Genomic DNA, 19,809 nt, shown 5'->3' on the forward strand with positions numbered 1-19,809 from the left:
GGCAAAGCGATCTGCCAGGCAGACAATTCCCCACTTGGCACGGATTTAGCTAATACCTAAAAAAACTAAAGATTTTTTCACCGTCTGCCGAAAAACTGGAGAAGAGGGACTTTTCTTCGAAGTATATCGGGGAATGAAAGGAAATGAAAACCATGAATAATACAGCTCTGGTCATCGCGGCTGACGACGCCAGAAAGGGGCGCATAGTCGACAACCTTTCTGCAACCGGGCTATTTGAACATATCAAACCCTTGAGTTCTCCGGCCGCCTTATTCCGCCATCTCAAATCGGACCAGGTCGACATGGTTTGCTGGGCCGTTGAGGAGGATATTCCATCGACAACCTGGCTCGACAAGTTACAGGCCAACGAATACTGGCATGACCTGCCGGTCATCGCCTTTGCCGAAGATCAGCAGAGCCTGCTCAAAGGATTTCTGCTCGGGGCCAGCGACTCCGTCCACGTGGAAATCAACCAGCATGAGTTGAATGCCAGAATAAATCGTCATCTGCAGCATTGGCAAAAACTGCTTGACCTGCGCAAAAGCCAGGAACAGCTGCAGAAGATGGCCTTGACCGACCCACTGACCAACCTCGCCAACCGGGCGGCCTTTGACCTGAACATCAAACAGGTCGCGGCAAGATCCCAACGCAGCGGGGTTCCCTACAGCCTGCTGTTGATTGACCTTGATCATTTCAAAAGTATCAATGATACCTTTGGTCACCCCACCGGCGACCAGGTGCTACGCCAGGCTGCTGAAGCGATCAGGCAATCTTCCCGCGACTCCGATATCTGCTGTCGTTACGGCGGCGAAGAATTCGTTGTCATTCTGCCGGATACCAACGCCCGAAATGCTGAAGTCCTGGCAACGCGCATCCACCGCAAGCTGGCTAAACAGATGTTGCCGGAACAGATTCAGGTCAGTGTCAGCATCGGCATCAGCAGCTCAAACCACCACAACGGCGGACATCCTGCAGCTTTGGTTGAAGAAGCCGACCAGGCGATGTATAGAGCCAAGGAAAAGGGGCGTAATCGGACCGAAATCTGGAGAATTGATATCCTGAACCCGAAAGTCCAGATGGCCTTTTCCTCTTCGCCGCGCCTGGCATTCGGAGCCTGACCGAACCCAGCAATTAGGCTGCAGGAATCCCCGCGGAAGAGTCTGATTTATAGAGGAAGTAAATTTTTCGGGTGGTGGGCCAGACGCTACACTACAGTTCTGGCCTGCAAAAAGATCAGCAAAAGGGAACCATCGAGAAGCGATCAACAGAATCGCCCAGAACCCTGTCGTCACCGACTTGTCCTGAGTCAAAAAAGCGCATCCGGCAATCACTCTTCACTGTTGCCGAGAACCTTGACCTTCAAGCGCAGTTGTTTACGTTGTTCGGCCAGGCAATAAGCCACGATGGCGTCCTGGGCCTCTTCTTCAATATCCGTAAATTTCAGAGCAATCTGGTGTTCACCGCCTACATCGTAATTTCCGACCACCTGGCCGACACATTCAATGACGACAGCCTGCGGTTCATCGATAATAATTTCCAGGCCCAATTCACTGCCATTGGCAATTTTCTCCGCAACCGGCAGGCGCATGCCTCCTCCGCTGATATTGACCGGCTTTTGTACCGACTTGGCGCTGGGATTTTCTTCATCAACCTTCCAGTAACTGACCGACAGTTCAGCATCAATCCGGAAATAATTGCGCTTTTGCTGATGGGTAAAGGAATCAATCATTTCCAGCAGCAGCTTGGCGGGCTCAGGGGAGGAATCGATGCGCGCCTTGATGATCTTATTTTCTCCGGCGACATCGAAACTGATTTGGCTGAATTCTTCCTTGTTAATCAATGAAGGATCAAGCTGATTGGGCAGGAAAGTTATTTCAAACAGAGGTGGCCGGGTCGCTTTGGCAACCCCGTCCAGGACCTGTTGGCGGTCATCCTGGAGGGTCAGAACAGCTTTAACGACACGATACTCTTTCAAATGATCAAGAACAGACATGGCGGCCCCAAGGATTGGTTCGAAATTTCATCGCAAGCAAATGTCGCTTAACCGACACCCCTGACTAACGACCTTTTATTCTTGTGCAGGGTCTGATTGTAGCCGTTCATCGCTGTCCGTCCGGCTTTGATCTGCGCTATTTCATGAGCAGCAACAGCCATCATGCCACGGATTTTCGGTAATAGCAAATGGTTCATTTTCACTATTTCTTCAATCAACTCGGAACGTTCAATAAACAGTGGATGGTTTCGCCAGGCCTCTGAATTCCGTGAAAAAAGCTCATAGAAAACCCGATCGTTCAGACTCGCCTCATCCTGCAGTTCCTGCAGTTGAGCGGTATATGACCCCAACTCACTGGGATCGGACTTGCGCAGCAACCGCTCCAGCTGCTGAGCATGGTCAACGATCCTGCGATATTGCTCGATCGATTTTTTCAGACAAGCTTCCATGACATTGTCCTGAGTTAAAAGGTTGCAGCGAGCCTGTTTTCCCCGGAGAGGCCAACGGACGAAGGCTGCTGTTGCCGATTAACCTCAATCGCTCCGGCAAATCCTTCCCGCAGGTCGAGCAGGATCTGTTCCACCGGATCAAGTTTTGCAGCGTCTCGCTGAACATTGGCGGCGGACAGCTCACGCAGCATGAAATCATAAAGATTACTCAGGTTTTCAGCGACGGCGCCGCCCATTTCACGATCCAAAGTGTTGGAGAACTCAGCGACAATGGCAACCGCCTTCCCGATCGCTTTGGATTTTTCAAGCTCATGCTTGTCGAGCATCGCCTGTCTTGCCTGGCGGACAAAGCGGATCGCCCCATCGTAAAGCATGATCAGAATCTGCTCGGGTGAAGCATTCAGGATCTGGTTGTTTTTATATTGATTGACATAAGCATTCATCAGTTATTTCCCGTCATCATATTGGTCAACATGTCCATCTGCTGGGTCAGAAAATCGCTCTGGGAGTTCATACTGCTGACCAGCTGTTCCATGGCACTGAATTGAGAGCGTAAGGTTTCTTCTTTTTTGTCGATCAGCGGTTCCAGACGCAGGATATTGGCATCAATACGGTCAACCGCAGTTTCATAGCGATCCTGTTTGTTCGCATACATACCACTGCTGTAACTGGTCAGATCCAGCAAGGCATAGTTGAACTTTTTCATGACCCCATCGGTGCTGCCTTCACCGGCCAGCAATTTGGCGACATCGTCAAAATTCTCTTCAAGAGCAGTATCCATGTCGTCTTCGTTGATATTCAGAGAACCGTCGCGCTGGGTGGAAATGCCTAAAGACGACAGAGTCTTGAGAGAGCCACTGGTGCCGATGACCGAAGTCAGCAGCCCCTGTAACTGGCGTTTCACTCCATTGACCGTGCTGTCGCCGCGGAGAATACTGCTCAAAGATTCTTCTGCCCCGGCGGCAATTTCTTCCTCGGTCGGTGCGGAAGCGCCAAACTCGTCATAACCGGACGAAATCCAGTCCATGATCTCATTGTAACTATCGACAAAGCTGGTCAGCTTTTCTTTCAAAGTGTCGGTGTCAGGAGTAACAGTCATTGACGTGGTTTCATAAACCGGCGGATCAGCCCAGTCCAACGGGTCGACCCCGGCTTCTTCGGTACCGGCGTAGCTCATGGCACTGGTCGAACTGAGATTGATGGTAACCCCGGTGAGCACACCTTTGAGGGTATTGCTGCCACTGACCACTTTGACGCCGTCGACATACGCGACAGCCTGTTGTGCCTCGCGGGTCTTGGTGATGCCCGGGTCGATGGCGTTGCCGCTGCCGTCGGTCAAAGCGAAGATCGGGTCGAAGGAGGTGGACGCATCCTTACCGGTCAATACCAGGCGGTAAGGGGTATCATCACTGCCGTCGTTAATGATGCTGGCCTGAACGCCGCTCTTCTCGGAAACCGCGTTAATGGCGTCGCGCAACCCGGATAGGGAATTGTTATCAGCATTGATATGAATCGACTGGCTTCCCAGAGTCAAAGTGCCGGTACCGAAAACCGAATCCGTCTGTGAAGCATAACCGTTGCTCACCGACTTTTGAACCTGGGCCAACTGCACAACCGAGATATCATAGCTGCCGGTGCCGGCCCCGTTACTTACCGCGGTGAAGGGAGCATCGGCACTTACAGAGATTTGACTGCTTTGCACCTGACTGGTCAGGGTCATATCGCTGACCGTTGCTTTTAACGCCTCCAGCTTGTCATTCAACTGACTGAAGGCCTTCAAACGATTTTCTTCCGTCGTTTTCTGCGCTTCCAGGCGATCCAGCGGCTGCCGCTCCAATTCCATCAATTGAGTAATGATGTCGTCTGTCGCCAACCCTGATGCCAAGCCGTCAAATGTGATCCCTGCCATAGCTTTCTCCCTCAAACTGCCCGAACGGCACCCTGATGATCCGTGCTAAATTTTGTTTTCGTCCTGACCGACCCGCAGTTTTTACTACCCTTCGGTATCAACAATATTGCCGCGCAAATCTTTGAGCCGTTGGGTCAGGTTAAGCAGTTCCTCGGCAGGAATCTGCCGAATCACTTCATCTGTTTTGGGGTCAACGACCTTGACGACCATTTCACCCGCTTCTTTGTTGTTTTCAAACCGCACACTGTAAAGACCATCCTCGGTCAAAGCCTTGATCTGTTGCAACAGCTCTTCCGGTTGGACATCTTTTTGTTCGCTGCTATCAACCAGAGTCAGGTCTTGCGATTTTTTGCGCGCCACACTGATGTCATCCGCCCCTTTACTCAGTTGCGTCTGCGTCGTACTTGGCATGCTGACTGCTTCAACGTTCATCATCGGAACCTCCGTTAGCGATGATCAAACTTGCCATCAAGGGGAAATGGGGGCCGGGAAACCCGGCCCCCATTCCATTTTCAGGGCAGTAAGTTCATCGCCCTGTTTCGTCAGACGATTAACCGAGCAGGCTCAGAGCCAGCTGCGGAGCCTGGTTGGCCTGGGCCAGAATCGACACACCAGCCTGTTGCAGAATATTCTGCTTGGTCATGTTCGAAGTCTCTTGAGCGATGTCCGCATCGAGGATCCGGCTACGGGCGGAACTCAGGTTTTCGGAGACGTTCGACAGGTTGGCGATGGTGCTTTCAAAACGGTTCTGAACAGCACCCAGGTTACCACGCATGCTATCGATCTGGGCCAAAGCGCCGTCGATGGAGTCAATAGCATTAGCTGCGCCATCAACCGTGGTGATATCGACATTGTTGATGGAATTCAGTTCACTGACGTTGGCGCCGTCAGCGGAGGTTGCGAACAATGACTGGTCACCTGCGGCAATGGAACTGGTCACGTTGAAGCCGGTCGAGCTGTTGAATTTCACTTCACCACCGACGATGGTGGAATCAGCTTGAAGCTCTTCGGCAACCGTCCCGCCATCAGACAGAACCGTACCGCCACCCTGGTTACCGGAGACGGTCATAGTTTCGACGACCTCGGTCCCACCGCTGCCTGTATCGGTCACGGCATTACTATGGGAAAACTCCGAGATCTTGATGTCGTAACCAGCAGACTGCTCCAGAGAAACACTGGCTTTATCCGCACTCAGAGTGGCAAAGATGCCAGTATTACCGGCTTGGTCGTTGATGGCCGTCACCAGGTTGGTCAGGTCATCAGACAGAACCGTGGCATTGATGGTCACGGCATCAGTATTGGTTCCCTGCAGGTTGAAGGAGATACTTCCGTCATTCGTAAGACCACTGATGGTCGCTTCGGTACTCGCCGAAGCGGTCACACCGGTATCTGCGGAAACGGCATTGACTTTACCGGCAATCTTGGCTGCGGTGTCGCCATCCGCAACTTCAACTTCTGCCGAACCGTTACCACCGACCACGGTCAGGGTCTGAGCAGCAACATTATTATTACCGGTTGCATCGGTCAGACCGATGCCGCCGAGGCCTTCTTCACCGGCAGCAACACCCAGAGAAGTGCCGTTAGAAGTGATAGATGCGATATCGGCATCACTACTGAACTGATAGGTTGCAGTGGCACGTTGATCCAAAGTAGCAGAGGTTACCGCAACGCCGTCGCCGCCATTAACAATTGCAGTAGCGGAAGATTCCGAAGACCCTTGATAGGTAATATTTCCCGAAACAGCACCGGTCCCATCATTCCAGGTCACACCGCTGGTGCCATCAATAGCAAGATTGGTCCCAACGGTAGATTTTTGAGTATAGGTTAAGGTTGTTCCATCATCCCCAAAAGCCCAATCGCCGCTCGTCCCTGCTGCACCAGCGGAAATCGCCATGCTATCCGTATCGGCGACATCAGTAACCGTAACGGTTACGGTATCTCCATTAGCAAGAGCGATATCAATCGATCCGTTAGTACCTGTTGCAGCATCCAACGCACTCAGATCAAAACTGACTGAGTTTGCATATGTCCCTGTGACCGAAGTAGCTCCGGTCGCATCTTTAAGATTGGTTGCCATCGTAGCGGCATCAGCACCTGCAGCAACCGTTTTTTCCGAGCCATCAGCCAGAGTCACAGTAAAGCTATCAGCACCTGCGGTAGCGTCAGTTGAGACTGCCCGCGCAGAAAAAGTTGCAGCTTCGATCCCGCTGGCGTTATTGGTGGTTAGACTGTTGTTACCGAGATCGGTCGATTTGGCCGAGGAGATCCCGAAGGAGATGGTCTGGTTAGCATTGGCACCAACTTGGAACTGGGCGCTGGTCATGCTGCCGTCGAGCAGGTTTTTGCCGTTGAAGGTGGTGGTTTCAGCGATCCGGCTCAGTTCCTGCTTGAGCTGGTTGACCTCAGACTGGAGGGACTGACGGTCGGAAGAGCTGTTGGTGTCGTTGGCCGACTGTACGGCCAGCTCACGCATCCGCTGGAGAATGTTGGTACTTTCCTGCAGAGCGCCCTCAGCGGTCTGGGCCAGGGAGATACCGTCGTTCGAGTTACGGACGGCCTGGTTCAGGCCGGTAATTTGCGAAGTCATCCGGTCGGAGATACCGAGACCGGCGGCGTCGTCTTTAGCGCTGTTGATACGCAGACCTGAGGACAGGCGCTGCATTGACTCATTAAGAGCGGATTGAGAAGTACCCAGGTTACGTTGGGCGTTCAAAGAAGCGACGTTGGTATTAATTGTTAAAGCCATGAGTTTCCTCCGTGAAAGTTTGTTTGCGGGCGTCCGTGCCCTGTTGAATTAAGTGGGTTTCATGTCTTTTTCATTTTTGGGGAGCGCTGATCTGTTTCTTGACACCTCCTGTGCGATAAATTTTCCCCGCTTGTCATCTCTTCGGCAGCAGCCTTGAGAAACTTTAAGAGTTTTTTTGTTTTTTTTTATTTTTTTTTGCCGCACCGTTTCCCTTCCTCATCCAAGGAAGGGAAACGGTCGGAATCAATTCATTTTTATTTATTAACCTTGCAGCAGGCTCAAGGCCAGCTGCGGGGCCTGGTTGGCCTGGGCCAGGATCGAGACACCCGCCTGCTGCAGAATGTTCTGCTTGGTCATGTTCGAGGTTTCCATCGCGATGTCCGCATCAAGAATCCGGCTGCGGGCCGAGCTCAGGTTTTCGGAGACATTCGACAGGTTGGCGATGGTGCTTTCAAAACGGTTCTGTACCGCCCCCAGGTTCCCCCGGATGGTGTCGATCTGGGCCAGGGCGCCGTCCACGGCTTCGATAGCCAACCCTGCTCCTTCAACCGTCGTGATGTCAACGTTATTGATGGAATTCAGCGTACTGACATTGGCGCCATCCGCTGCAGCCGCAAACAGGGACTGAGCATTGGCAGCGACGGAGCTGGTCACGTTGAAACCGGAAGAGCTGCTGAATTTCACTTCGCCACCAACCACCGCCGAGTCAAGTTGAGCATCTTCAGTCAGAGATCCGCCATCGGTCAGGATTGTCCCACCACCCTGATTCCCGGTCAATTTCATGGTTTCAGTACCGGTGGCCACCCCGGTGACCGCAGCGCTATGTTCAAAATTGGACACCTTGATGTCATAACCGGCTGACTGCTCCAGAACCACACTCGCCTTATCAGCACTCAGAGTCGCGAAGATTCCGGTATTGCCGGCCTGATCGTTAATCGCGCTGACCAGGTTGGTCAAATCATTGGCCAAGACCGTTGCGTTAATGGTGACAGGCGACGTATTGGTCCCCTGCAAGTCAAAAGAAAGGCTGCCGTTCGCTGACAGGTCACTGATAGTCGCGACCGTGTTGGCAGAAGCGGTCACTCCGGTATCGGCAGCAGTCGCATTGACTCCAGCGGCGATCTTGGCTGCACTATCACCTGCACTGACCTCAACTTGTGCAAAACCATTTCCACCGGCAACCGTCAGGGTCTGCGCACCAACATTGTTATAGCCGTTGGTTCCTTCCAAGTTGGCCAGGCCGGTCCCGCCAAGGCCTTCTTGTCCGGCCGCAACGCCAAGAGAATCGCCAGTCGATGTGATGGAAGCGATATCTGCCGCCGCATCAAAGGTGTAAAAAGCTGAAGAGCGCTGATCATAACCCACATCGGCAACATTACCTGCGGACTGTGCAAAGGTCTGAACATCGCCATCAGCCTCGGTCATGGAAATACTTCCCGTGAGGCTGCCACCGGCGGTCGTATAATCAATTCCATTGACCGCGATATTTGATCCATCCGTAACAGCATAAGTGACTGTCTGAGTGGCTGTATCCACAGTAAATCCGGCAGCGACTCCGCCAAGAGTTCCATCGGCCGCTTTGGTGAGCGCCAGGGTTGTGGTTCCAACCGTAATGGAAACGGTATTCCCTGATCCCGCGCCAGTCAGTCCGGAGACATCAAAAGTAACGCTATTCGAATAAGTCGGCGTCACTGTGCCGCCTGTCGCAGCCGCAAGGTTGGCGGCAAAAGCAACAGCGTCAGCTCCAGCGGCAACGGGCTGGGTTGTTCCATCGGCCAGGGCAATAGTAAAAGACTCTACTGCAGAGGCATCGGTCGCAGCAACGGTCACCGCCCGTTGCGAATTTGTCGCCGCTTCAATACCGCCAGCATTATTGGTAGACAGGCTGTTATTACCGAGATCGGTCGATTTGGCCGAGGCAATCCCGAAAGAGATAGTCTGGTTGGCATTGGCACCCACCTGGAACTGGGCATTGGACATGGTGCCGTCCAGCAACTGTCTGCCGTTGAAGGTGGTGGTTTCAGCGATCCGGCTCAACTCCTGCTTGAGCTGGTTGACCTCGGCCTGCAGGGACTGGCGGTCGGAAGCGCTGTTAGTGTCGTTGGCGGACTGGATAGCCAGCTCACGCATCCGCTGAAGAATATTGGTTCCTTCCTGCAGAGCACCTTCAGCGGTCTGAGCCAGGGAGATTCCGTCGTTGGAGTTCCGCACCGCCTGGTTCAGGCCGGTAATCTGTGAGGTCATCCGGTCAGAAATGGCCAAGCCCGCGGCGTCGTCTTTGGCGCTGTTGATCCGCAACCCGGAAGAGAGCCGCTGCATCGACTCATTCAGGTCAATCTGCGACCGACCAAGATTACGCTGTGCGTTCAAAGAAGCAACGTTTGTATTAATAGTTAAAGCCATGTCATTCCTCCGTGAATTTTCTTTTAAGCTCTATTGTGTTATATGTTCCCAAAACCCCGGACCTGGATCCAACGATGAGATTCAATATTTTTTTTCTAGTTACTCTTCGTTCGTAATTTTTTTTTCTTTAGTATTTTTTTCTTAAAAATTGATATTTTACAGGTAGATGACTTTTTAATATAAGAAAAGAAAGGATAAATCAGGATTTATCATCGATGATATTATTCAAACTCAATTTTTAAAAAATATATTAAGCAAGAATAACTATTGGCGAGAGAATATTTTAAAAGAATCAGCCATACGAAACATCATCATGTTCCGTATGGCTGATCAGCATGATCTTATTCAGCAGAACTGGAAGCTGCTTTTACATCTTCTACTTTTGGGAGGGGCGTTTGCGGGCTGAACTGAGTCCCCTCTAGAACCACCTGTAAGGCCTTGTTGCTTTTGGGGGCGAACAGAATCGGCGCAGCCAGGTTCAGAGTGATGTTCCGATCCGGCGGAACCGTCACCACGACAACCACGAAACATTCATCCTTTTCGTCAATGCCCAGCTTCTGCCGTTCGCGGCCATCCGGCACGACCTTGTAGTCGAAATAGAAATTGGTCGGATCGGTTACAATGAAAGCCACATGCGGATCCTCAATGCTCTGAATCCAGAACAGCGGACCTTCTTTTTCATTGGGCATAACCACAAAATTCTGCAGGTCTTCAAACCCGACCAGACCTTCCGGAAAAAGCAGGGTTTGCTCAGGATCATATTCAATTTCTCCAAACCGGGACTGAATCTTTTTTTTCATTTTTTCCTCCCCGCATTCAGCACGGAACTCAACTCGTTCAGATCGGCAAGATCCCATTGTGTGGCCTCCCTATTTTCCTTCTTGATCTGGTCAAAAACTTCCTGGCGGTGAACTTTCAGTTCCCTTGGGGCATCAATGCCGATGCGCACTCCGCCACCTTTAAGTTCGACGATGGTAATTTTGATATCATCACCAATGATGATGCCTTCACCCTGTTTTCGCGTCAGTACCAACATATGACATGCCTCCTGGCTGTGTTGTCCGTATCGCCTCCGGATACGGTTCTCCTGCTTGACTCACTGTTATCTCTTCGGCTATCAGGCCGGAAAACTTTAACGGGTTTTACAAGGCAACCTATTTAAATACCTGATTAGCACTGATCTTCCGCTACAGAAGAATCCCCCCCCCCTTTGCAAAGGGGGAAGGGGGGATTTGTCAGCCAATACAAAAGTCAAATCCCCCTGGCTCCCCCTTTAAAAAAGGGGGAGCCGACTTTGCGGAAGATTCGTATTAATCAGTTTTAAATATAGTCGAGAATAGACAGTTCCGAGACCTTCCCGGTCACACTCAAAGCCGCCTGAAAACTTTGCTGCTGTTGTTGCATGCCGGTGATGGTTTCCAGGATATCGGCATCTTCGAAGCGACTGCGGAATGCCTCCATGTCGACTTTGATCTGCGACATATGATCGCGGGCGGTTTCCAGACGCCGGCCGATATTCCCTTTCATACTGCGTTGCGAACGAATCTGGTCGGCAGCGCTCTCAAGATCATCGGTGGAGGTTTGCAAGCCAGCAATGTCTCCGGCCCGCAGGTTCTCTTCCAGGGTCGTCATAACACGGAACAGATCAACCGCGCCGGCATCCGGCAGGCCATCGTTATCCTGATCCCCCTGCATCAGGCTGTTGCCGCTGACGTTGACATTGATCAGCTCATTGGGAGCGATTTCAAAATCCAGCTGGCCGGTATCCCCTTGGTACAAAACCGGGTAAGTGGTCGGATCTGCCGGATCATAAGTGGCCGGGTCATAAGCCGTATTCATGATGAACGGCTGGCTGTCCTCGGCAAACCCGGCAAACAGAAATTTTCCGTCAACCTGGGCATTGGCGTCGGAGAGCAGGCTTTCCCGCAGCTGATGGACTTCGTCGGCGTAGGTCGCCATGTCCGCCTGACTCAGGGAGCCGTTGACGGCCGCAATGCTGATCTCCTTGGCGCGTACCAGGGTGTTCTCGATACTGTCCAGATAGCCGTCCATATTGTCGATGCGGTCAAGACCGCTCTCGATAGTTTCAATATAACGATCCGAGCTCTGAATCTGGGTTTTAGCACTGAGCACCGGGCTGATTGCGGTCGGATCGTCGGACGCGCGATTAATGCGTTTCCCCGTGGCCGCCTGCAATTGCAGCTGCTGTAATTTATCGCTGGTCCGATCCAAAAAAGACTGAAGACTGCGGTATGTCGTTGTCTGCGTCGCTCTCATGGTTCACCTACCTCTTCAAGGTCAACAAGGTTCCCATCATCTCATCGACACTGGACAGGAACTTGGCTGAGGCTTCGAAACTGCGCTGATACTGCAACAGATTGATCATCTCATCTTCGAGCGAGACGCCGTCAATGCCGTCGCGCAGATTCTGCAGCTGAATCAGGCTGTCTTCATAACCCTGCTGGGCCTGGCGATTGCGGGCAGCTTCAACCCCAAGGGTCGAGACGATTTTGCCGTAATAGGAAACAAAGGTGTCATTACCGCCCAGATCAGTCGAAGTCTGCTTTTCAAGATCAAGGATCGCCAGGGCATTGGTATTGTCGCCGGCAGCACCGCTGGTGCCAGCCGCCAACTGAGCTGTAGAAGTCAGATGCATCGACATCGAGGAAGCCATACCGCTGGACGTGAACCGCGGGGCATCATAAACCCCTGCGGCCAACCCCGAAGCGTCGATGGTGACATTCTGACCGGTCACGTTGGGCGTCAAAATAAGAGAATTGTTATCCGGATCGACCGTCGCGGTCACAGCCGCGCCGGAAGCATTGATGGCAGCCGCTACCCCGTTGACGGAATTGGCCCCGGCGCCAATGGCGACCGTGGTCAGCGTGCCGTTCACATTCAGGTCAATGCTGCCGGTCCCAAAATTCAAGGCAGCAGGGTCGGCATAGGCCTGGCTCTGATGCGTTCCCGGAGCGGTGAAGAAATTTTCTCCGGCGGCCCCGGTCAAATCCGTTCCAGCCTGATGCATGGCGTTGACCTGGGTCGTAAACGAATAGGCCAGTTGATCAAGCCGATTGACCAGATCGGGGATGGTGACATCACGGACTTCGTAGAGGCCACGGAATTCGCCGCCCATCGCCGTCCGGTCAAGGGGGATGGTTCCGGTCCCGAACTCCAGAGAAAGGTTGACATCGGTATCGTTATAGGTTCCGACAATGTGCGTCGACTTATCCCCTTCAACCAGCGGCATCCCGTTGCCAAGCTGGACCGAAACGGTCCCGTTGGAGGTCTCAAAACTGGTTGCCCCGATCGATTGGGACAATTCCTTCAGCAACAGGTCACGGCGGTCTCGGTCAGAGTTGGCATCCTGTCCGGAAGTTTCCAGAGCCGAGATTCGGTTGTTCAACTGGGCGATTTCATCCACCCGCAGATTGACGCCATCAATCTTGGAGACGATGGTCGTATTGATGTTCTTGACCACCCCTTGAGTTTCATTATAGGCCCCGACAAAAGCGTTGCTGATCAATTCCCCGCGCTGCAGAACCATCTGCCGTTCAACCTCGCCACCGGGGTTGGTGGACAGCTGCCGCCAGGAATCGAAGTACTGATCAAATTGGTCGGAAAGGCTGTTGTCGCCGATCCCCAGGACCCGCTCCAATTCGGCCAGCGGGTTGGACATACCGCTTTCCAGGCCGACATCGGCGGATTTCGTTTTGATCTGCCCATCAAGGAAAACATCATGGGAGCGTTCTATGGAGCCGACCGTAACTCCGGTGCCAACAAAAAAGTCACCGAAGCTCAAAGCCGGATAGGGGGTCAGGTTAGGGGTCTGCCGAGAGTATCCTTCGGTATTCACATTGGCGATATTCAGACCGGTGATCTCGATCGCCTTCTGATTCGTCTGTAATGACGTTCGCCCGGAATTAAGCGCTGCATTCAGTCCCATCGTCTAAACCCTTCCTGACAGCAGGCGCCCGCCCTCTGTCAGGGTCCGAGACCGCCCTCCTCCGCCATAAACCTGAGGCATTGCCGCCTTACCGAAAAATCCCATCATATCGCGGACCCAATTGAGCCCGGTCCAGAGCAGAAACGCATTCCGTCGGTTTTCATGATCGATCTGCCTGAGCAGGTCTTCCATCCCCTCGACATCCTCTTGCTGCAGTTGCAGGCCGGCCAGCAGTTCCTCTTTGGCGGCTACGACCTCCTGCAGTCCCGGAGCATCGAGAGCCAGAGCCTTTTCCCGCTCCTGCCGGAGTAAGTCAAGCAGGGCTTCGAGTTGAGATCTGATCTGTTCCCGGGTCATGGTCTCAGCTGTCCTTCAGCATGAACGGCAGCAGACTGGAAGCAACTTTTTCCAGGTCAGGCTGATAGCAACCGCTGTCGATCTGCGCTTTTAAGGCCTGCAGCTTTTCAGCCCGGGCCGTATCCTGAGCAGCACTCGTTTCACGGGTCTGGGAAGCGTTTTGCAAAACGCTGGAGAAATCAACCCGATCGGACTTGCTGGAAGCACCCTTTTTGGTTGCTGCGTTTTTTCCGGTCTGGCTGACATTCCCGAGCGGCCCGAAGCCTCTGTTGCCCATAATTTTATCGACCATAACGGACTCCTTTATTGTCCTGATTCTTCAAACTGGGCGGCAAAATCGTCCAGTTTTTGCATAATTGCGTCATAAGTTTGTTGCGATATCTCCGGCAGTGAGCCACCGAAAGCGTCCTGAGCCGCCATAAACCCCTTATCGATGGCATCCTTCATTTCCTGCAATCGGGCAGGATCGCCGGAAAAAGCGTTAATAGCAAAATTAACGATCCGGTCGGAAGTTTTATCGACTCCGAAATAGCCGTCTTCGGCCACCAGAGCCTGCGCCTCTTCCGGGGTCAGGGTGGTCAGATCGATGGTGCTGTCACCAGTACTGATCTGCAGGGTGACACCCTGCTCTTCAAGGTTTTTGACCACCAGCTTCCGCAACAGTTCATAAGCGGAGGAGACTTTCAGCCCCGGCCCGTAGGTGGCACCGACTTTGTCCTGATCCCCCAGCGAAACCCGATCACCGCCGGACAGACTATTTTTTTCGGCCTCTTTACGCGGTTGCGACTCATCGAGTCCGGCCACCGGAAGCACGCTTTTTCGATAGTTTGAATCAATTCGATCAGACATTTTCTTCTCCGCTGGAAATCTCTTTGGAGATCCTATCGACCGAATTAGAGTGAATCTTTAGGGATTTCAGGAAAAAATCGGCAGGAAGGAGTTACGGGCAGGGGGAGCGTGTTCAAGTGGATGAAAACCAACGGGTCCGGGTGATCAGGCCGCCTCCTCCCGCAGGGGCCGGCAGCACAATCGAGCAACGCAGCAACCAGCGCTCATTCGCCCAACAACTGTTTCATCATCATATCCGCCAGCCCGATCCCCCCCTGTTTGGCGGTTACCCGGGCCGCTTCCAGATCCTGCAACTGAATATACATATCGTCGGCGTTGCCGCGTTCAATCAGACCGTCATTCGGGATGGTCTTGCGCATTTCCTTATACATCTGCTGAATGAAGATAGCCTCAAATTCCTGGGCCTGTTCTTTAACCTTTTCCGGGTCGCGCCCCCTTGCGGCCTTACCGGTCTTGGCCGTCTGACTGGTCACCTGACTGAGTAATTGCGCTGTATCAATTCGCGGATCCATCTTTCACAACCTCTTTGGACAAAAATCTCACGTTCTGCGAGCAGTGCTTAGGCGACAGCTAGAGCACCACCAGATCGGCATAAAGTGCTCCGGCCGCCTTGATGGCCTGAAAAATAGCGATCAGGTCGCGCGGCGTCGCGCCGATGGCATTCAGTGCCGAAGCGACCTCGCCAATACTGACACCCTGCTTCATCACCACCAGGTTGCCTTCTTCTTCCGTCACATTCACCTGGGTCTGCGGGGTTACCGTGGTCTGCCCTCCGGACAACGGTGCCGGCTGCGACACATTGCTCTGTTCGTTGATCACCAGACTGAGGTTACCGTGGGAGACGGCCACTGTCGATATTCTGACTTGTTCGCCCATGACAATGGTGCCGGTTTTTTCATTCACCACAATCCGGGCCAGGGTATCAGGGGTCACATCCAGCTTTTCGAGCTCAGCGACAAAATCGACGACCTTGTTACGATAGGCGCTTGGAACCTGGACTTTCATCTCGCCGGCGTCCACCGCAGTGGCAACGTTGCCGCCGAAGTGCTGATTCACGGCGTCACTCATCCGTGAAATGGTCGTAAAATCCGAGTCCTTGAGGCGATAACTCAGGACGCTCTGGACTCCGAAGTCAAAAGGAACCTCACGTTCGACAAAAGCACCATCCGGGATTCTCCCCACGGTCGGATGATTTTTCTGCACTTTGGCCGCTTTGCCGCCAAAAGCCAGCGAACCGACCACCAAGGCGCCCTGGGCAACGGCATAGACTTTGCCGTCCGCCCCGTTCAGGGGGGTCATCAGCAGGGTCCCGCCAGCCAGGTTTGAAGCATCGCCGATGGAAGAGACCGACACATCGATTTTGTTGCCGGCGCGGGCAAAGGCCGGCAATTCCGCCGTGACCATAACCGCCGCGACATTGTCGACCTTGACGTCGGCCGGGTTTACAGTGACCCCGAGCCGTTCCATCATATTGACCAGGGATTGAATGGTGAACTGGGTTTTGGTACTGTCACCGGTTGCGTTAAGCCCGACCACCAGACCGTAACCGACCAACTGATTACCGCGAACCCCTTCGATCTGGGCCAGATCCTTGATGCGTGAGGCCTCGGCGGTCCCCAGCAGCAACAGGCCCCAGACCACCAGCAGCACGATAATAATTTTTTGTGAAGACTCTCTCATAACAAGGCTCCTGCCTTAAAACGGCCAGACCTGATCCAGGGCTCTGACCAACCAGCCCTGCTGTTGTTTGTCGCTGATCACCCCTTTGCCGACATAAGCGATCCGAGCGTTGAGAATACTGGCCGAATCAACCAGGTTGCCGGGGGTGATATCGTTGGTACGGACAATGCCACTGAGTTTGACGATCTGCATTTCGTTATTGACCGTCACGGTTTTATTACCAGCAATCCGCAGATTGCCATTGGGCAACACTTCGACCACCTGGGTGGTCAGGGTCGCGACCAGGTTTTCCTTGCGCGCGGTTTTACCGCTGCCGGCAAATTTATTGGTCGTGGTCGCATCCACCAAAGCGGACGGATCGCCATCCGTAGCCCGGCCGATACTGCGTTCAAGACCGAACAGTGTTGAGATCCCGGCAGACATGTTGCTGGAACGATCCGTCGAGGTTGTGGCCTCTTTGCTGGCGCTGGCACTCTCGGAAATCACCACGGTAATGATATCGCCGACGGTACGCCCCTTGTTGTCACCGAACATTCCACCACGGCTCTGCGTCCACAACGACCCTTCGGTCTGCGGCGGCGCCGGTTCCATAACAATCGGCTCGAGCTCGTCGACGGCATCGGGATCAACCCGGCTGGCTGGCCCGATACAGCCGGCAAGAAGTAAAATCAAGGGAATCAACAGAAGCGTATTTTTGAACATATCAGAACTCCACTTTCACCAGTCCCGGCGCAACCACCTGACACAGGACTTCCTTGTGTGAATTGCTGTTCATCACTTTGATCATTTCGCCCGGCCGCCCGTCCTGTTTGGCTTCCCCGGCGGCAGAGAGGATCAGCCCCGGACCTTGCGCCTTAATCACCACATGTTCGCCGCGTTTGACAACCGGAGGGAATTCAATCTGTTGCTGCTCCAACGGTTCGCCAAGGCGAATCGAACGCTTGAGCTCCCGGCCGACCACATCGGCGACGGAAAAGATCGGCTCATCAAGCTGCGAAATATCCTGCAGCCGCAGTTCAACATCCTTGGCTTCGAGAATTGAACCGCGGCGCAAAGCGGACGCTGCAACCGCAACCTTTGCCATCGCCTCCAGATCGACCCGCAACGATTTATTGCTGTAAATCTCGCCATCGACCCGGGTCAACAGGGTGATGCGACGGCTGCCGATCACGCCGGGATTGGACGGGATCAGCTGATGCTCGATCCGTCCCTGCGGTACTTCATAGGGATCGGGATAATCGATCGACTTGAAACGCAACTGAACTTGCGGCAGCTGTTTGGACTGCCGGGCCAGAAAGGCATTGAGAACCTGCTCCATTTCATGGCGGTCGATCACCACCTGTCCTGCCGTTGCAGGTTGCTGTGCCGCAACCGAGGTCACAGCGGGAACCAGAACGAGAAGCAATAACGGAAGCAGATATTTCATGTGTCTATCCTTTTAGCGGACCAGGCCGCTGGTCATTTGCAGCATCTCATCGGCGGTCTTGATCGCCTTGGAGTTCACTTCGTAAGCGCGTTGGCCGGCAATCATGTTGACCATTTCTTCCATGATATTGACGTTGGAGCCTTCCAGAAACCCCTGCGACAGGGTGCCGAACCCTTCTTCCCCCGGGGTGCCGGTCACCGGCGCGCCGGTGGTCGAAGTTTCGGCATACAGATTCCGCCCCAGGCTGTTCAAACCGCCCGGGTTACCAAAGCGGACCAGTTGAACATTACCGACTTCGGTGGCTTCATTCTCGCCGTCCAGCATGACTTCAACCAAGCCGCTTTCGGAAATGGTGATCGACGTGGCATTCTCGGGAATCACCACCTCCGGGACCAGCGGATAGCCGTCAGAGGTGACCAGCCGGCCGGTACTATCTTTTTTCAAGGCTCCGGAACGGGTATAGGCATCGCTGCCGTCAGGCAGGGTGACCTGGAAAAAACCGGGCCCTTCAATCGCCAGATCCAGTTCATTCTCGGTCTGCTGAAAATCGCCGGTGGTGAACACCTTCTGCACCGCAGCAACCCGTGAACCGAGCCCGATCTGGACTCCGGTGGGGATTTCGCTACCGTTGGTGCTGGTCCCGGCAACCCGGTTGGTCTGATACAGAATATCCTGAAAATCGGCTCGGCTTTTCTTGAAACCGGAGCTGTTGACGTTGGCCAGGTTGTTGGCAATGACATCCATATTGACCTGTTGTGACTGCATGCCGGAGGATGCGGTCCAGAGTGCTCTGATCATGTTTGACTCCTTTAAGCGCTGCGCACGCGCTTCACTGTGACTTACTGGATCTGGCCGATATCAGACGCCTTTGAATCCATGTCGCTGTAAATTTTCAGGGCCTTTTGAGTGGCCTCAAATGCTCTGAGGTTTGAGGTCATGTCCGCCATGGTCTTCATCATGTTGACATTGGCCCCTTCCAGATTTTTCTGCAGCAGCACCGGATTCGGTTCGAGCACCGGCTGACTGTCATCCTGCGGCACAAACATTTCCCCGCCCCGTTTCCGTAGCACCGAGGTGTCGGCAAATTTGAAAATCCCCACCTTGCCGACCTGCTGCTCGCCGTTCCAGATGGTGCCGTCAGTCATGATTTCGACATCCGGCTCGGGCAGCACAATTTCTTTCCCGTCCTGACCGAGCACCGGGTAGCCATTGGTATCGATCAGCTGGCCGTCGCCGTTCAGTTGAAAATTCCCTTTGCGGGCATAACCGACGCTGCCATCCGGAAGTTTGATTTTAAAAAAGCCGTCCCCGTTGATCGCCACATCAAGAGGATCACCACTGTATTCGATGGATCCCATGGAAAAATCGATTTCAGGGCTGGTCAGGCGGGTGTAGTTGGTCGCCTGGGTGGCCATGCCGGAATTGGCTTCTCCCAGGCGCGCGGCAAAGGTGGTGACACCTTTTTTGTAGCCTGGGGTTTTGAGTGCGGCAAGCTGTTCACTGATACTGTTCAGCTTCTCCATCCGCCCCATGGCACCTGAAATTGCGCTGTACTTTCCACTCGACATCCTGCTGCTCCAATCTGCTGCTGTCTGCTTGTCGACCTCTTGCCGAAAAAAGTTTAACCGCTCTGTACTTGCGCCGGCCGCGCTGTCAAAATAATTCAGTGCTGCCCGGCGATGTTCTGCTTCAACCTGGCCAGTTGCAGCAGCTGCTCGATCTCCGCCGGAGCCATCTGCAGAGCCGCGGCAATTTTCCCGGCGTCCAGCCCCTGCGCCGCGAGCGCTTCGACATAGCGATATCGATCCGCCTGGGGGATGGTCCGGGGCACTGCCGGAACGGTTGCCCGTTCAGTCCGCTCAGCCTGGTTGAGGCTGGCCGAAAAACTGGCTTTGGGCTCCGGCTCCCGTTGCGCGGTGGTGGTGTTCTGCAACTGGCGCAGCTCCCGCTTGAGCTGGCGGACGGTTTTCAACAGCCACAGGCTCAGCAGTAATGCCAAAACCGCCGTACTGCCAACGGCTACCAGTCCAAAGAGAACGCCCACGGGCATG

The 19,809-nt window shown here is 53.7% G+C and carries 22 protein-coding genes and 2 pseudogenes; 1 reads left to right on the forward strand and 23 read right to left on the reverse strand.

What is annotated here, in order from left to right:
• The first annotated feature begins 152 nt into the window (after positions 1–152).
• Entirely contained in the window at positions 153–1,118 is a 966-nt protein-coding gene (locus N909_RS0106410; protein WP_051689575.1) for a GGDEF domain-containing protein, read from the forward strand.
• Between the two features lie 209 nt (positions 1,119–1,327).
• Here the strand turns inward: N909_RS0106410 and N909_RS0106415 are convergent, their stop codons facing one another.
• The 23 genes and pseudogenes from N909_RS0106415 to N909_RS0106515 form a co-directional block, all read right to left on the reverse strand.
• Positions 1,328–1,993: a flagellar brake protein gene (locus tag N909_RS0106415; protein ID WP_029913115.1), complete on the reverse strand. Its 666-nt coding sequence runs from the start codon at positions 1,991–1,993 to the stop codon at positions 1,328–1,330.
• A gap of 47 nt (positions 1,994–2,040) precedes the next feature.
• Positions 2,041–2,442 carry a hypothetical protein gene (locus tag N909_RS0106420; protein ID WP_029913117.1) on the reverse strand — a complete coding sequence of 134 codons (402 nt, stop codon included), beginning with the start codon at positions 2,440–2,442 and terminating at the stop codon, positions 2,041–2,043.
• Between the two features lie 14 nt (positions 2,443–2,456).
• A complete protein-coding gene (gene fliS / locus N909_RS0106425; RefSeq protein WP_029913120.1) occupies positions 2,457–2,885 on the reverse strand; it encodes a flagellar export chaperone FliS in 429 nt (142 codons plus the stop codon).
• A complete protein-coding gene (fliD, locus tag N909_RS0106430) occupies positions 2,885–4,351 on the reverse strand; it encodes a flagellar filament capping protein FliD (protein WP_029913123.1) in 1,467 nt (488 codons plus the stop codon). Before fliD ends, fliS begins: the two co-directional genes overlap by 1 nt.
• A gap of 84 nt (positions 4,352–4,435) precedes the next feature.
• Complete coding sequence (locus N909_RS0106435) at positions 4,436–4,786, reverse strand: flagellar protein FlaG (RefSeq protein ID WP_245613578.1); 351 nt, start codon at positions 4,784–4,786, stop codon at positions 4,436–4,438.
• Between the two features lie 115 nt (positions 4,787–4,901).
• On the reverse strand, positions 4,902–5,420 hold the full coding sequence (locus tag N909_RS26535; RefSeq protein WP_425415848.1) for a flagellin: 519 nt from the start codon (positions 5,418–5,420) through the stop codon (positions 4,902–4,904).
• Between the two features lie 291 nt (positions 5,421–5,711).
• Positions 5,712–7,097 (reverse strand): annotated as a pseudogene (locus N909_RS26540) (flagellin N-terminal helical domain-containing protein); the annotation flags it as partial.
• Between the two features lie 261 nt (positions 7,098–7,358).
• Entirely contained in the window at positions 7,359–7,880 is a 522-nt protein-coding gene (locus N909_RS26480) for a flagellin (RefSeq protein ID WP_342672699.1), read from the reverse strand.
• A 279-nt stretch (positions 7,881–8,159) separates the two neighbouring features.
• Positions 8,160–9,500 (reverse strand): annotated as a pseudogene (locus N909_RS26315) (flagellin N-terminal helical domain-containing protein); the annotation flags it as partial.
• Between the two features lie 341 nt (positions 9,501–9,841).
• A complete protein-coding gene (locus tag N909_RS0106450; protein ID WP_029913133.1) occupies positions 9,842–10,300 on the reverse strand; it encodes a flagellar assembly protein FliW in 459 nt (152 codons plus the stop codon).
• Positions 10,297–10,536, reverse strand: a complete 240-nt coding sequence (gene csrA, locus N909_RS0106455) for a carbon storage regulator CsrA (RefSeq protein ID WP_029913137.1) — start codon at positions 10,534–10,536, stop codon at positions 10,297–10,299. Before csrA ends, N909_RS0106450 begins: the two co-directional genes overlap by 4 nt.
• A gap of 284 nt (positions 10,537–10,820) precedes the next feature.
• On the reverse strand, positions 10,821–11,777 hold the full coding sequence (gene flgL / locus N909_RS0106460; RefSeq protein ID WP_029913140.1) for a flagellar hook-associated protein FlgL: 957 nt from the start codon (positions 11,775–11,777) through the stop codon (positions 10,821–10,823).
• A 7-nt stretch (positions 11,778–11,784) separates the two neighbouring features.
• The gene (gene flgK, locus N909_RS0106465) at positions 11,785–13,446 is read right to left on the reverse strand and encodes a flagellar hook-associated protein FlgK (protein ID WP_029913142.1); all 1,662 of its coding nucleotides are present in this window, start codon (positions 13,444–13,446) and stop codon (positions 11,785–11,787) included.
• 3 nt (positions 13,447–13,449) lie between these two features.
• A complete protein-coding gene (locus N909_RS0106470) occupies positions 13,450–13,803 on the reverse strand; it encodes a flagellar protein FlgN (RefSeq protein ID WP_051689576.1) in 354 nt (117 codons plus the stop codon).
• Positions 13,804–13,807: 4 nt separating this feature from the next.
• On the reverse strand, positions 13,808–14,095 hold the full coding sequence (flgM, locus tag N909_RS0106475; RefSeq protein WP_029913147.1) for a flagellar biosynthesis anti-sigma factor FlgM: 288 nt from the start codon (positions 14,093–14,095) through the stop codon (positions 13,808–13,810).
• A gap of 11 nt (positions 14,096–14,106) precedes the next feature.
• Positions 14,107–14,652, reverse strand: a complete 546-nt coding sequence (locus N909_RS23705; RefSeq protein ID WP_051689577.1) for a hypothetical protein — start codon at positions 14,650–14,652, stop codon at positions 14,107–14,109.
• 203 nt (positions 14,653–14,855) lie between these two features.
• The gene (locus tag N909_RS0106485; RefSeq protein ID WP_051689578.1) at positions 14,856–15,164 is read right to left on the reverse strand and encodes a rod-binding protein; all 309 of its coding nucleotides are present in this window, start codon (positions 15,162–15,164) and stop codon (positions 14,856–14,858) included.
• 58 nt (positions 15,165–15,222) lie between these two features.
• A complete protein-coding gene (locus tag N909_RS0106490) occupies positions 15,223–16,332 on the reverse strand; it encodes a flagellar basal body P-ring protein FlgI (RefSeq protein WP_029913156.1) in 1,110 nt (369 codons plus the stop codon).
• Between the two features lie 15 nt (positions 16,333–16,347).
• Positions 16,348–17,034 carry a flagellar basal body L-ring protein FlgH gene (locus N909_RS0106495; protein WP_029913159.1) on the reverse strand — a complete coding sequence of 229 codons (687 nt, stop codon included), beginning with the start codon at positions 17,032–17,034 and terminating at the stop codon, positions 16,348–16,350.
• Between the two features lies 1 nt (position 17,035).
• Positions 17,036–17,758, reverse strand: coding sequence for a flagellar basal body P-ring formation chaperone FlgA (gene flgA / locus N909_RS0106500; protein ID WP_029913162.1), 723 nt, complete (start codon positions 17,756–17,758; stop codon positions 17,036–17,038).
• 12 nt (positions 17,759–17,770) lie between these two features.
• The gene (flgG, locus tag N909_RS0106505; RefSeq protein WP_029913165.1) at positions 17,771–18,556 is read right to left on the reverse strand and encodes a flagellar basal-body rod protein FlgG; all 786 of its coding nucleotides are present in this window, start codon (positions 18,554–18,556) and stop codon (positions 17,771–17,773) included.
• A 41-nt stretch (positions 18,557–18,597) separates the two neighbouring features.
• Positions 18,598–19,326 (reverse strand): flagellar hook-basal body protein, encoded by a 729-nt coding sequence (locus N909_RS0106510; protein WP_084167542.1) that lies wholly within the window; start codon positions 19,324–19,326, stop codon positions 18,598–18,600.
• Positions 19,327–19,421: 95 nt separating this feature from the next.
• Positions 19,422–19,808: a hypothetical protein gene (locus N909_RS0106515; RefSeq protein WP_029913171.1), complete on the reverse strand. Its 387-nt coding sequence runs from the start codon at positions 19,806–19,808 to the stop codon at positions 19,422–19,424.
• Position 19,809: the final 1 nt, after the last annotated feature.

It is taken from the genome of Pelobacter seleniigenes DSM 18267 (assembly GCF_000711225.1).
Taxonomy (GTDB): Bacteria; Desulfobacterota; Desulfuromonadia; order Desulfuromonadales; family Geopsychrobacteraceae; genus Seleniibacterium; species Seleniibacterium seleniigenes.